14 protein-coding genes are annotated in these 13,728 nt (G+C 34.3%); all 14 read right to left on the bottom strand.

Annotation, left to right across the window (positions count from 1 at the left end; translation table 11 throughout):
• Window positions 1–20 precede the first annotated feature (20 nt).
• Entirely contained in the window at window positions 21–2,072 is a 2,052-nt protein-coding gene (locus tag B5D16_RS06190; protein WP_078766113.1) for a glycosyl hydrolase 53 family protein, read from the bottom strand.
• Window positions 2,073–2,226: 154 nt separating this feature from the next.
• Window positions 2,227–4,104 (bottom strand): pilus assembly protein TadG-related protein, encoded by a 1,878-nt coding sequence (locus tag B5D16_RS06185; protein WP_159444306.1) that lies wholly within the window; start codon window positions 4,102–4,104, stop codon window positions 2,227–2,229.
• Window positions 4,105–4,204: 100 nt separating this feature from the next.
• Window positions 4,205–5,437: a DivIVA domain-containing protein gene (locus tag B5D16_RS06180; RefSeq protein ID WP_078766111.1), complete on the bottom strand. Its 1,233-nt coding sequence runs from the start codon at window positions 5,435–5,437 to the stop codon at window positions 4,205–4,207.
• A gap of 142 nt (window positions 5,438–5,579) precedes the next feature.
• Window positions 5,580–5,945: a DUF192 domain-containing protein gene (locus B5D16_RS06175; RefSeq protein WP_078766110.1), complete on the bottom strand. Its 366-nt coding sequence runs from the start codon at window positions 5,943–5,945 to the stop codon at window positions 5,580–5,582.
• 3 nt (window positions 5,946–5,948) lie between these two features.
• Entirely contained in the window at window positions 5,949–6,884 is a 936-nt protein-coding gene (locus B5D16_RS06170) for a type II secretion system F family protein (protein ID WP_078766109.1), read from the bottom strand.
• Window positions 6,885–6,919: 35 nt separating this feature from the next.
• Window positions 6,920–7,918: a type II secretion system F family protein gene (locus tag B5D16_RS06165; RefSeq protein ID WP_078766108.1), complete on the bottom strand. Its 999-nt coding sequence runs from the start codon at window positions 7,916–7,918 to the stop codon at window positions 6,920–6,922.
• Window positions 7,899–9,233 (bottom strand): TadA family conjugal transfer-associated ATPase, encoded by a 1,335-nt coding sequence (locus B5D16_RS06160; protein ID WP_078766107.1) that lies wholly within the window; start codon window positions 9,231–9,233, stop codon window positions 7,899–7,901. Before B5D16_RS06160 ends, B5D16_RS06165 begins: the two co-directional genes overlap by 20 nt.
• A 32-nt stretch (window positions 9,234–9,265) precedes the next feature.
• Window positions 9,266–10,405: a CpaE/TadZ family protein gene (locus B5D16_RS06155; RefSeq protein ID WP_078766106.1), complete on the bottom strand. Its 1,140-nt coding sequence runs from the start codon at window positions 10,403–10,405 to the stop codon at window positions 9,266–9,268.
• A gap of 18 nt (window positions 10,406–10,423) precedes the next feature.
• Window positions 10,424–11,287 (bottom strand): CpaB family protein, encoded by an 864-nt coding sequence (locus tag B5D16_RS06150; RefSeq protein ID WP_078766105.1) that lies wholly within the window; start codon window positions 11,285–11,287, stop codon window positions 10,424–10,426.
• 24 nt (window positions 11,288–11,311) lie between these two features.
• Window positions 11,312–11,824, bottom strand: coding sequence for a TadE/TadG family type IV pilus assembly protein (locus B5D16_RS06145; RefSeq protein WP_078766104.1), 513 nt, complete (start codon window positions 11,822–11,824; stop codon window positions 11,312–11,314).
• Between the two features lie 13 nt (window positions 11,825–11,837).
• Window positions 11,838–12,308, bottom strand: a complete 471-nt coding sequence (locus B5D16_RS06140; RefSeq protein ID WP_143405061.1) for a TadE/TadG family type IV pilus assembly protein — start codon at window positions 12,306–12,308, stop codon at window positions 11,838–11,840.
• A gap of 141 nt (window positions 12,309–12,449) precedes the next feature.
• Window positions 12,450–12,578, bottom strand: coding sequence for a Flp family type IVb pilin (locus tag B5D16_RS06135; RefSeq protein ID WP_078766102.1), 129 nt, complete (start codon window positions 12,576–12,578; stop codon window positions 12,450–12,452).
• A gap of 93 nt (window positions 12,579–12,671) precedes the next feature.
• Window positions 12,672–12,845, bottom strand: coding sequence for a Flp family type IVb pilin (locus B5D16_RS12385; RefSeq protein WP_143405060.1), 174 nt, complete (start codon window positions 12,843–12,845; stop codon window positions 12,672–12,674).
• A gap of 25 nt (window positions 12,846–12,870) precedes the next feature.
• Complete coding sequence (locus tag B5D16_RS06130; RefSeq protein ID WP_078766101.1) at window positions 12,871–13,527, bottom strand: prepilin peptidase; 657 nt, start codon at window positions 13,525–13,527, stop codon at window positions 12,871–12,873.
• Window positions 13,528–13,728: the final 201 nt, after the last annotated feature.

Here is a 13,728-nt window from a genome sequence, read left to right as displayed (position 1 = left end):
TTCTACATCTTATAACGTGATTACTCTTCTACTTTATTAAATAAAACTTCATCGACTGTGCCCCATGGTCCCTTAACACCATCAGCATCAGCTTTAACATGAATTCCTACTGTAACCTTACCATCTTCACCTACTTCAATTTCATTAAGTTCAGGTGTACTAAATGATCTATACTCTGTAACTTCAGTATTCTGTTTATATGTCTTACCTATTGTTACACAATAAATATAAATATCCTGATTTGTACTATCACCACCCTGGAATGTTGCTCTCATCTTATATTTTCCTGGTTCAAGGCCTTCGATTTCCTGTGTGATATCTAAATCAACTTTATTCTTTGAATACCAATGCATAGCATGTGTACCAAGTGATGCATCTGTAACCTTATCCATCATATATACTTCATGCTCGTCATCATCAGCACTTCTATCATCAATCTTCCAATTAACTGTATCATCTGCTTCTTCAAAACTATAATTCTGAACGAAGTTTGGTTCAACCATATTTACCATACACCTAACTCGTTCACCCGCGGCTTCACCCCATACTAAGTATTTAGCCGGACCATTAGCCTGCATAGCTTCTTTGTTAGGTTTTTCCCATTTTGCTCTTACACTCTTTGTTGAGCCATCATTATATTTTGCTTGTACTGAACCTGGTAATTCAATTTCATCACCTAACTTAATAGTAACTTCTGCATTCTCAACCATATCAAGTTTAACTTCTGAAAGTGAACCTGTATAACATAGATCCCATGTGTATAATGATGGAAGTGGATTTCCGTCAGAGTCAAATAACGCCTGATTTTCCTGTGAACATCCACCGAACCACTGTCCAGCGTCTGCATCATAATCACCGGCATATTTACTTGCCCATCCGCAACCGTATTTATCCCATTTTTCTTTACGTTTTCCATTTTCATCTTCAGGTACCGCAATCCATCCACCTTCCCAGTAGAATACACCAATACCCTTATCGCCAACTTTAACTACAGCATCCATAACGTCACGCATTTCCCTTGCTTGGCCGTTTACTGTGTATGAATAATCCTGAATTACAGTTGCACCTGTACCAATTGTATTTGTCCAACCATCCATATCATTAGGATCATATGCATATGAATTCTCCGCAACCATTACAAGTTTTCCATATTCATCAGCAGCAACTTGTAAAATACTTGTTAGATTTTCTAATGTTCCGTGCCAATATGGATAATATGAACTAGCAAATACATCATAATCTACATCATAGTTATCTAAAACCACAAGATAATTCTGATATGCTGATACTCTCTCTGGATCAGTAAAATGAACTGCTATAAGTGCATCTGGCATAATTTCTCTAATAGCCTTTGATGCCGAATTCATAAGCTTTGCAATATTCTCCCATGTTGCTTCACCACAAAAATATGAATTAGTTTCATTTCCAATCTGAACCATACCTACATCTACGCCAGCATCTTTAAGTTTCATAAGACTAGCCTTTGTATAGTTATACATTTGATCAGCTTTTTTCTGAATATCTAAACCTTCCCAGTCCTTAGGAACATACTGTTTCTCAGGATCAGCCCAGAAATCTGAATAATGGAAGTCAACTAATAATTTCAAATGATTCTTTGTTGCTCTTTTACCAATCTCAACACATGCATCAATGTCATTATTACCCCCACCATAATAATTTCCATCTTTATCTTTAGGATCTTTCCAAACTCGAACTCGAGCCCAGTTAAATCCAGCATCAGATATTACCTTTAACATATCTGCTTCTTTGCCATCCTTATCATGATAAACTACTCCCGCAGCTTCTTCTACCAAAAGAGATGAAACATCCATTCCCTTTATGATGTTCTCTGACATATTATCTATTTTTTGAACAAATAATTCTGTTACTTCTTTATTCTCCTGTTTATGTTTTTCTGATAGTTCACCCTTATCCCAAGTAACTTCTTTTCTTTCTCTTCTAGCACTAGCTGCACCCTTACTTGCCTTCTTATGACCACAAGCAGTTAATCCAAGCATAACTGATAAAGAAAGTGTCAGTATTAATGTCTTTTTAGCAATGTCTTTTCTCATAAACTATCCTCCTAATTATTTTTTATTTACATAAAATATACTTATATTTTATCATAATGCAAGTAATTGTCAATAATGTCAAATATAAAAAGACCGATGTCTATGTCCCCATAAACATCGGTCAAAAATACTATCATTATATAAAATTTATATACTATTCAACTAATACGTATGTTGTTTCTGTAATTGGAGATCCGCCTCCACCATTAATAACTTTATCCTTAATATCTTTATAATTTGGCAAAGCACTAAGTGGATAAGCTTCCCATGCAGAACCTGCTGTATCAGTAATCTCATCTGCAATTACGTTACCATAAAACTTAAAATCTCCAAATAACGATGCATGGCCTTTCATTGCTAAAACAATACCTGCAACATACTGAGGTGGATTACCATTAGCAGCTATAAAATTAACATTCTTATTTCTTGAGTATACTGCTAGTGTATTTGGATTACTTTCAGTATAGGCAACGGCTGATGAAGGTACACCTGTATAACTAATATTTCCATCTGCACCCAAGAAACCATTAATTGCACAATTCTTTATTGATACAGATCCTGTTGCAAATATATTTCCATTAACTGTACAACCTTCTATACATAAATTACCATCACAATATACATCTCCATTTATAACAAACGTTGTTGGATCAGTAGAATATCTACCAACACCTAATGAACCATATGAATAGATACTTCCTGTTTCAACTTTAACTGATGGATCAACATATAAGCCATTACCACCGCTTGAGCTTCCTCCACCGCTACCGCTATCATCAACCACCAAAACAGTATTGTTATTTTTATTATTTAACGAAGTACTGTTAAATAAAATATCATTTATCTTAAGCTTACCAGAACCAGCGATTTGAAGTTTCTGCTGTCCTGGACCTTCCACATCAATTCTACTCGCATTCTGCGTTACAGTACCTGATATTGAATGGTACTTAGAATCATTATTAATCGTATTAATTTTAACTTTGCCAGAATCCGAATGAGAAGTTTCAATATACGAATCCGACTGTGCTGTTCCTGGATGACCTGCTAAATCAGCTTGCGCGTGAACATATCCACTTACAATATCATCAATCTTATCTTCACATTGTTTTTGTAAATTCTTAATTGTTTTTAATGGAGCATCATTATCCCAATCAGTAAATTTCTCTTTCTTAACTACATCTGTCACTGCACTCAATGGATAAATTGGTGATTCTTTTGTACGCGCAGAATCAGCATAATATGTATCATTCATATTACTTGAATTTATATTCCATGAATTAACCGGACTACCTGATGCAGTATAAAAAGTACCAACAGGAATTAAATAATAATCGCTTATATTTCCACTAGAAATATCACTATCAAATTCTGTAGTCGATGCACTAACTTTTTGAAAACTTGAACCAGTCCACTTATAAATCGAATATCTAAGTTTATCATCTCCACTACCTACATAAATATCGCCTGATGAAATCTTAACAGCTCCACCTGCTGAAATCTGTCCAACAGCGCCCTCTCCATCTTGACACTGATACTCTACTGCACCATTGGCATGAACAGCACCATTAATATGAGCCTTTCCACCAAGATTCATTTTTAAATCACCCTGTGAATATAATAAATATGGAAACTCACCATTACTTTTCGTAATTGTCTTAGTGCCCGCTGCCGCATGTGTAGTAACTCCAATACTTTTACTACCTAGAACTTGTCCAAATGTTGTCTCTGAATTATAATTAGCACTCACTCTAATCTTTTTATTAGAATCCAAAAATTCAACATTTACTGTAATCGCATTACTAAAGTTAGCCTTTAAATAATCCTTGGCTACTGTTTCTGCTTTTACTGTATTAGGTAAGTACTGAACGCCTGCAAGTGCTGCAGCGTCACACGCAGTTTGCAATTTTTGTTTTTTGTAATAGGCTGTTCCAAAATCAATTGCCAGTGCAGTAAATGCAAGAAGTACAACCATTAACAATGCAACAAAGACCATAACTGCGCCTTCTTCTTTCTTTCTTAGCATTTTTTTCATATTAACCTCCATAAATTAAATTATTTTATAGTCATCCATATAAGTCCATTAACCAAAAACTCCCCTTACATAAATGACCTTTACTCCCCTAATCAACAAATTATGCTTTTTGAGCTCTTGTTTTAGCCTCATCTATCTGGTACTGAATAAGACTGATAGATTCCTCTAACTTACTCAACTGATCTATGCACTGCTCAAGTGCTTCATCCTTTTCTTTCATTGCACTTCTAGTTTCATCAAACTGAGATTGGAATCCCTCTAACTCATTTCTCAATGAATCTCTATCTGCAAGCAATTCATCATAATCATTCATCTGAGTCTGGAATGTTTCAATCTGAGCTCTTAAATCTTCATTCTCTTTTGCAATGTCATTAAACTCACCTCTTAATGAATCTCTATCTGCAAGAATCTCATCATAATCACTCATTTGTGTTTGGAATGTATTAATCTGAGCTCTTAAATCTTCATTCTCTTTAACCATATCATTAACAACTAATAACTGATTTCTTAAATTTTCGATTGTTGCTTCTGAATCTTCAGCATGTTTTACTAAATCATCATGTTCAGCCCTGATTTTTTCATATTCAGCAGCTGTATCCTCAAGTGTAACCATTTTATCTGATAACTCTGCAACCTTTGCAACATTCTCTTCATTCTCTCTTGACAAAGTATCTACCATAGCTGCATTATCAGCATTAACTTTTTCTAGTTCAGCAATTTGCGCTGTGAGTTGCATATTTTCAGTGGTGAGCTGCATCTTTGCTGCTTCTGCATCTGCAGAACTATCAACTGAAGCCTGTAACTCTCTAATTTTTGCATTTAAATCTTCTACTTCTCGAATATTAGTATTTGACTTTGCATTAAGTGTGTTAATAATCTTCTGTGACTCTCCAAGCTGATTGCTTAAATTATCTATAATTTCCTGATTTTCAGCATCCTTACGTTCATATTTTTTTATTTGATCTCTAAGTTTTCTCATCTCCTCAACAGCTTCATCACCTGCTGATTCAACCATTTTATTAGATAAATCATCTATAACAGCCTGATATTCAGCTATTTTAGCTTCCCATTCAGCTTTTTGAGATTTAAGTCCATCGACTTCACAACTTATGAGTTCTCTTTCATTTTCAAATTCTTCCCTATTCTGGTCAAGTACTCTCTGTGCATTTCTATAATTATCTAAAAGGTTATCAATATACTCATCAACTTCCTTTGGATCATATCCTCTTACTGCACGTGAAAATCCATAGCTATTATCTGTTCCTGAAACCTCACCTAACTCATTACGTCTTAATCCAATTGGGTTTGATGATGGAATTTTTGTTTTAGCCATAATACCACACTCCTCCTACTTTCTGTTAAAATTATACTATTCTACCCGTCTGTGCGCTGTAAATTATCACACACAAAATTGACTCACTCAATCGATTCTCCCGATTTAGTCAGCCCACGACCCACTAATAGTCATAAGATAACTATCCATTTTTCTCTATTATACTAACTTTTTCTCCTAATTGCAATTGATATTTTTCAATTAATCCTGAATTTATTTCTAAAACCTTTTTTGCATTTTTTACAATAGGTCTAACTTTCCCTTTTGGAATATCTTTATCCAAGGATACAATTACATCATCCCTGTCGAGATATATAGTATCTATATTAAATTTCATATTAAACGTATGTATAGAATTACAAGGGTCAAGCAGAAGACCATGGCTTTCTGCCATGGTCTTTCTAAACATAAGACCCATAAGTCTTCTATACCAATTGTTCGCAAGTTCTACTTCTTCACATAAAACTTGATTTTTATAAATAGCTTTTACTATTTTTACTTTACTCATTTTTTATAAGCCACCCATCATATTAAGCACACTTGGTGCCATAATAACAATTAATATATTTGGAAATATAAGCGCAACCATAGGAATCATCATCTTGACTGGAGCTTTTAATCCCTTTTCCTGTGCTATTCTTTTACGAGTTTCTCTAAGTTGCTCAGACTGAACCTGCATAACATTATTAATAGGAATACCAAGTTCATTTGCCTGTGCTAAAGCAGCTACGAATGTCTTCAACTCCTGAATTTCTGAACTATCACCCATCTGTTTTAAAGCTTCATTTCTAGGTTTGCCCATTTGAATTTGATTATATAAAATAATCAATTCATCAATAAACGGTCCTTCCATCTTTTCAGCAACCTTAACTAAAGCGCCATCAAAACTCAAACCTGCTTCAATACATGTTCCAAGTAAGTCCATAGCATCAGGTAACTGCATTCTAATAGCTTCCTGATGTGAATTTACTTTTGATTTCAATATAAAATCCGGACCAGCATATCCAAATACAAAAATCACACCAAATAACATAAATCTATATATTATGTCGATAGGTACTATTATTGCTAGAAGTATGCCTAAAAAAACTGAGACAATAAACACAGCCTGCTTCAAAAAAGCGTAATCACCTGCCGACATCTTTACACCTGCAAGTCTTAACTGTTTACTAACTTTTACTTCTTTTTCTTCATTTGCACCAGTTTTTGAATTTGATTTTTCCGTTGCATCTTCTACTGACTGTTTAGCTCTATTAATTAACGGTTTTATAAATCTGTTAACAAAACTATCATCTAGTTCATTATAAACATTATCTTTACTGTTTCTTCTATTAATAACCTTTATACGTCTGTCTTTTGTATCTTCTTCTGTACCTTTATCCCAAAGAACCACAACAACAATCATAAAGGCTAATGCAGTATATGCAAATACTAATGCATTTATCATTATTTTTCCTCCTAACTATATTTCTAATTCAATAGTTAGTACTTAATGTCTACTATCTTCTTAATTGCCAAGAAACCTACAACTTCAAGAACAACGCATAAACCTAACAATATATGTCCTATACTTGTTTCTAACATCGGTTTCATATATTCAGGGTTAATCAAATTAAGTACAAGTCCTAGACCAATTGGTAAAGCACCTATAAGAAGTCCCGACATTCTCCCCTGTGAAGTAACAGCACTAACATCTGCTTTAACCTTAATTCTTTCTCTAATCGTATTAGAAATTGTTTCAAGAATCTGTGACAAGTTACCACCCGTTTGTCTCTGTACACTTACAGCCGAAACAGCAAGCATAAGATCAGGGCTCTTAATTCTTGCAACCATATCCGAAAGAGCTTTATCCATTGAGCTACCAAAATTTATTTCACTACATGCTCTGGCAAATTCTGTACTAATTGGTGCTTCCATATCCTTGGCTATAGTTTCCATAGCTTGTTGGAATGTAAGACCTGAACGTAAACAACTTGTACTAATCATCAAAGCATCACACAACTGAGATTCAAAAATCTTTCTTCTTTTATTTTGTTGACGTTTAATAAAAACATATGGACCAACTCCACCGGCCACCAATAAAATAAGTGTAAACGTGATATTCTGACTAAACAAGAAAATAATACCTGCCGGAACAAAAAATACCAAAATCCAAATTGTCATATATTCCTCTGGCTTCATCATGATATCTGCTGCAAGTAATTCTTCAAACAACCAATTTTCAATTCTCACAGTAAGACTCTTATCACTTTGCTTTTTTCTTCTTTTTTTCTTCTCCTGCGTCAATACATCATCATCATCTTTAAGTTCTACTAAATTTAAAACACCAATTTTATTTACTCTTCCATCAGTATATCGCTGATCCTCAGACATTTTTGCATATACAATAAATCCTACAACACCAGCAAGTGCCATCATACCAAGAGTAAACAAGCCTATAGCGATATCCATGTTCATAAAACTAATTTGTAAACCAATCATTCTTTACCACTACTCCGTTCTCTCGGATCTTCTGTAAGCAGTTAGGATGGATACCTGTAGCAACAAACTTACCCTGGAATTTTCCATTAGTATCAAGTTTACCATCTGTTTCAAATACGAAAAGATCCTGCGTACTAATAACATCACCTTCCATACCTACTACTTCTGTAATCTGAGTAATTTTACGAGTACCATCACGTAGACGGCTCTGCTGTACAATCATATCAATAGCAGATGCTACCTGTTCTCTAATAGCACGTACCGGCAATTCCATACCTGACATCATAACCATGGTTTCTACACGGGCTACTGTATCTCGTGGAGAGTTAGCATGGGCTGTTGTAAGTGAACCATCATGACCTGTATTCATGGCCTGAAGCATGTCGAGTGTTTCGCCACCACGACACTCACCTACGATAATTCTATCAGGTCTCATACGGAGTGCGTTACGTACTAAATCTCGAATGCTAACCTGACCTCTACCTTCAAGGTTTGCAGGTCTTGCTTCAAGAGTAACTACATGTTCCTGTTTAAGCTGAACTTCAGCTGCATCTTCTATTGTAACAATACGCTCATCAGCTGGAATATAAGTTGATAAAACGTTAAGCAACGTTGTTTTACCTGAACCAGTACCACCCGAAACGATAATATTAAGTTTACCCTTAACACAAGCTTCAAGGAAGTTGAGCATCTTTGGTGTCATAGAACCCCATTCAAGCAACTGCTGTGCTGTAACAGGATCCTTACCGAATTTACGAATTGTAAGTACTGGACCTACAAGTGAAATTGGTGGAATAATAACGTTAACACGGGAACCATCTTTAAGACGAGCATCACACATTGGGCTAGCTTCATCTACATGACGTCCAACTAATGATACGATTCTATCGATTATGTTCATAAGATGAGCATCATCTCTAAATTTAATATCAGTAAGTGTTAATTTACCTTTATATTCCACGTATACCTGATTAGGACCATTAACCATAATTTCAGAATAACTTGGATTATCAACAAGTTCCTGAATAGGACCATATCCTAAGATATCATTCAACAATTCAATTGCCATCTTAGGTCTTTCCATTCTAGGAATATCAAACACATCTTCAGCAATAGTTTCTTCAAGCAATTGAAGCATTTCAACTCTATCAACATCACTCTTGCCCTGGCGGTTTAATTTATCAATTACCCTTGAATGAATCATATTTTTCTGTTTTGCATATGGATCAACCTTAACTTGAGTTTCATCTGAATCATTTGCATTCGAATCTACTAAAACACTGGATTGATCTTGGATTCTATCTAATAATCCCATCTATATTACCACCTTATACATTTCTAGATTAATTAATCAACTTTATCTTTAACAATACGTTCTACTAACTGCATTGTATCTCTTGCAACAACTGAATGTGTTGAATATAAAACAAACGGCTGACCTTTATTAGTTGCTTTTGCACATGTTGAATAGTCATATCCAATTGTTGAATATACATCCATATCAAGCATCTTTTCATAATCCTTAGCCTTAATAAGACCATTAGTATTTTTATTAAGAATAACCTTAATTTTACTCTTCTGCTGTAACTGATCTAAAATGTTAACAGTTTCCTTAGCTTCCTTTAAACTTAAAATATCAGGTTCACCAACAAGCATAATTTCATCACTATTTTCAAGAGCTACAATACTCTGATCCGAAAAGCCATTACTAATATCTATAATTACATATTCATAGTATGGTCTAACATTTTCAATAATTGATGAAACATGTTCTGGTGATACATATTCAGCATACTCAGGACTCTTAGGAGCAGCAAGTAATACTACACCTGATGAATGCATCACTGCAATACTGTTAACCTTTTCAATACCAATACCTTCTGGATCCTGAACAAGTTCTACAACTGTATCCTTTGGTTCAAGGTCTAATAATAAGTTCTGATCACCAAATGAAAAATCGAAGTCTAAAAGTAATACCTTACTACCTTTTTTAGCAAGAGCTGATGCAACGTTAGCAGCAACTGTTGATTTACCAGTACCACCCTTACTACCAAAGAAAGAAATTACTTTTGAACGTACTCTTCTTTCAATATTAAGCTGTGATCTGATTTCCTGTTCATATTCGTTAACTTCTCTTAAAATCTGACAGAATGTATCTGGTGTTGAGTTGATATCAATAACCTGACGCACACCAATTCTTGCAGCTTTATTAACCATATTAACATTAACGTCATCTGTAACAATAACTGCTGAACATCCACTTTTTTGGAAATGCATACCTTCAATAAACTTGAATATTTCTGCTTCAACAGGTGAACTTGCAACACAAACAACTACATCCGGTGTATAACCTTCGATTTTAAGTCTAGACTCTTTTGTATAATCAGCGTATCCAACTATAGCAATTTCAGGGTCTGATATCTTATTTTTAATAGTAACTTTATATTGTGTTTCAGCTGAAACAACAACGATATTTAATTTTGCCATTGATTCTTCTCCTTAACCTTAATTATTTGCTTTCTTATTAAGTGCAAGTGTGTAACTATCTTCACCAAACATTACCTGTAACTTTTTAATTTCTTTAACATCTTCTTTTCTAAGTCTAAGTGTAATATTTGAATAATTAGTAACTTCTCCACCACTCTGCTCTGAAGCACTACTTGCATCATGGCTTGAAATCGCTAATACTTCTAAATCAGAAAATACTTCAACATCATATAAACTATAAATATCTTCTAATGTCATATCCTGGTTTGGACCGTATAAGAGTTTACCATCTTTGTCTCTCTTAGTTCCATCTTTCTGAGTGCTATTATCATTACCCTTGTCAGTATCTGATTTAGGGTTTGATCCTCCATTTTCCTTATCTTCATACTTACCTGTACCATTAATGTAATCTCTTAAATCCTCAACATCACGTGGAATATATAAAAGATCTACAGTATCGCCAACGGAAATATAACCATCAACACCCTGTCTTTCAGTGGCTTTTATAGTGTAAGCCTGTTCATCAGCACTAAGTTTAAGCGATAATGCTAAGTTTTCAGCATTAGAATCATAAAATCTGTTTATATTAATCTGTTCATGAGCATATAATGTTTCACGATTAATCTTATCAACCAAATCCTCTTTAGATAGAACAACATTTTCAATTAAATCCTTTGTGAAAATGTCTTTTTCTTCAAATTCATTTGTAAGAATATCAAGTGATAACTTTGTATTAGGTTCAATATTTTGAATTGGAACCCACACTTTAGTTGTATCTGCAGATTTAGCAGATACTGTTTTAAATAACTGATTTGCAAATAAAAACGTACAAATACCCGCAACAAGTGCGACTACAACTGCAACTAAATATACTTTTTTCATTATTGTTTCTGCCTTTCGTATTTATTAATATTCCCGTTTCATTTTAACTTCTCTTCTGACATGATATTTTTTGTGTCCTGTTATAGTCCACAAAACTGGCGTGAACAACGGGATGTCCACTTCTACTGTTACTTTTATAACCTTATTTTTAATCGAAGAAGCTGTATCTTCCTCATCTGCTTTGACCTGAAGATTAGCACCTGGTTTGTTTAAATATCCAGGTAATTTCTTTCCAACAATACTTTTTAAGTTTGTTTCAAAAGCAACCTTGTTAAATTTAACATCCTTCGTAATCGCATCTGTTTCCTTTTCTCCTGCAGCATTTGTTTCACCATAATCATGTATACTTACAACTGCTTTTCTTGCACTTGATCTAGCAACATCTGCAACCATTTCCATGTTAAAAAAAAGCCATCCAAAATCAATTATACCAAATATTATAATAAGAAGGATAGGCAATATCAAAGCAAACTCTACAGTTCCTTGACCCTCTTCATTTCGTCTTCTACGACAAAATAACGATCTAACATTCACCATAAACTTACTCCTTTTAATTCATCTTCTTCATAGCAAATTTCTTCCTTACCGGATATTTTTTACTGCCTATTATCGTACTAACAACAGGAGTAAATAATTTAATATTTGCACTAACTTCAACTTCTATTTTATGATCATCAGCGCTAATATTTGTTTCTGTAACCTTAACCTGTAACCCAGCGAATGAATTCTTTAAATTTGCCGGCAAAACATCTCTAACATTATCTTCAACCTGTTTGCCAAGATAATCTTCAATACTTTGAGCGCCTCTATCCGCATCTGCTTGCTTATAATTCATAACCGCAAATCTAGCACCCTCTCTAGCTGCGTTCGCAACTCTCGCCGAATTCAAAAAAATCCAACCGTAATCAATAATGCCAAATAAAAGTGCTGCAAGAATCGGTAACACCAATGCGAATTCTACTATATCTTGACCTTCTTCGCCCTTAAGTCTTTTTATAGGAGAAACAGCATCTAACAACATATCGCCCACCTTCCTTCCTTTTTTATTATCTTTTTTCGCCCCAAATCTTTTTAAAAAAACAAAGAGTAGGACACAAGTGCCCTACTCTTCAAAATAATACATCAATTATTCGTTAACCTGTTCGCTAACTTTGTTGAATAACTAAGCAATCTTTGGTCCGAGAATTGTTAATGCAGCAATAACTACGATTGCGATAAGTGCGATAATAAGACCGTACTCTACCATACCCTGACCATTTTCATCCTTTAAAAAGTCTAACATTTTTCTCATAATTTGTCGTCCTCCTTCCATGAAAGTTGAATAGTGGCTTTCGCCTATATTCCCTTGATAGGGTTGTAAACAACATGCGTTGTTTAACGCTTTTTATACATTCGGAATACTGTTAGTTGACTTGTCGTATAGGCTACTTCTAACCGCAGCTCCAAATATACCTAGGGCTATAATAGCCGCTAGGGCGATTAGAGCTATTATTAGTCCATACTCAACCACACTTTGTCCGTTTTCGTCTAATAAGAAGATAATAAATCCACTCTTCATAATCAACCCTCGTTTTTCTACTATATCAGCAAAGAATTATGAATATCGGCAAGAGCGCTCCAATCGACAAAAATGGTCCCATTGGTGTAGCGGTTTTCATATTACCAGTCTTCGTTTTCTTCAGATACATCCAATAAAAAACAAGAAGTATACTCATAACTATCATTGCTTGAGCAAATCCTACAATTCCAAATACAAACCCCAAAACTGAACAATACTTTATATCTCCAGCACCCATCGTAATACCAACTATGCTAGGCAAGGTGCAAAGAATATATATAGCTATCATACTTATCACCGTGTAAAATAACGTTTCAATAACATTGCTCTTTCCATATACTCCACCTATGACAATATCAGCTATTTTTAAAAGCATCATTCCTAACAAAAGCGCATTAGGTATTCTTCTTAATGCAATATCTACAGCAGAAACGTTAAATGCCATTGCCACAAACAACGAAAACATAGCTTTCATCCACATATTCTGACCTGTAAGAAAAATCAGATTATATATGACTATCAAGATAACTATCCATACAATCATCCATCTTCTATCTTTTATTTTCTTTACAGTATCTGCATCCGTGAACTGAGCTCTAACGGAAACTTGATATATAGCTAAGAAATAAAAAATTATACCAAGTATAACTCCCGATCCACTAGCAATCAATACGTCTCTCACTAGAACACCTCCGCTGTCAGAAAACACATTTTCAAGTGTTTCCTAAGCACTTTTTTAATCTAATGAGATTATATCATCACATCTATAGTATGTCAACATTAATTTTAAATTTGTTCACACTTTTTTTATTTTTTTATCCTCCTGTTTGTGCATTTTTACTATATTATCAGCCTTACACTTGTGCATTTTGTTCGTTTAGCA

Source organism: Eubacterium uniforme, from assembly GCF_900167115.1.
GTDB lineage: Bacteria > Bacillota > Clostridia > Lachnospirales > Lachnospiraceae > Eubacterium_S > Eubacterium_S uniforme.
The sequence above is the reverse complement of the archived record's forward strand: the minus strand, read 5'-3'. Positions and strand labels throughout refer to the sequence as shown.

Coding starts and splice junctions, on each gene's coding strand:
- B5D16_RS06135 (WP_078766102.1), bottom strand. CDS start 12,578: ATGAGAAAAATGTTAGACTTTTTAAAGGATGAAAATGGTCAGGGTATG.
- B5D16_RS06175 (WP_078766110.1), bottom strand. CDS start 5,945: ATGAGTAAAGTAAAAATAGTAAAAGCTATTTATAAAAATCAAGTTTTA.
- B5D16_RS06160 (WP_078766107.1), bottom strand. CDS start 9,233: ATGGGATTATTAGATAGAATCCAAGATCAATCCAGTGTTTTAGTAGAT.
- B5D16_RS06180 (WP_078766111.1), bottom strand. CDS start 5,437: ATGGCTAAAACAAAAATTCCATCATCAAACCCAATTGGATTAAGACGT.
- B5D16_RS12385 (WP_143405060.1), bottom strand. CDS start 12,845: ATGAAGAGTGGATTTATTATCTTCTTATTAGACGAAAACGGACAAAGT.
- B5D16_RS06145 (WP_078766104.1), bottom strand. CDS start 11,824: ATGGTGAATGTTAGATCGTTATTTTGTCGTAGAAGACGAAATGAAGAG.
- B5D16_RS06140 (WP_143405061.1), bottom strand. CDS start 12,308: ATGTTGTTAGATGCTGTTTCTCCTATAAAAAGACTTAAGGGCGAAGAA.
- B5D16_RS06185 (WP_159444306.1), bottom strand. CDS start 4,104: ATGAAAAAAATGCTAAGAAAGAAAGAAGAAGGCGCAGTTATGGTCTTT.
- B5D16_RS06150 (WP_078766105.1), bottom strand. CDS start 11,287: ATGAAAAAAGTATATTTAGTTGCAGTTGTAGTCGCACTTGTTGCGGGT.
- B5D16_RS06155 (WP_078766106.1), bottom strand. CDS start 10,405: ATGGCAAAATTAAATATCGTTGTTGTTTCAGCTGAAACACAATATAAA.
- B5D16_RS06190 (WP_078766113.1), bottom strand. CDS start 2,072: ATGAGAAAAGACATTGCTAAAAAGACATTAATACTGACACTTTCTTTA.
- B5D16_RS06165 (WP_078766108.1), bottom strand. CDS start 7,918: ATGATTGGTTTACAAATTAGTTTTATGAACATGGATATCGCTATAGGC.
- B5D16_RS06170 (WP_078766109.1), bottom strand. CDS start 6,884: ATGATAAATGCATTAGTATTTGCATATACTGCATTAGCCTTTATGATT.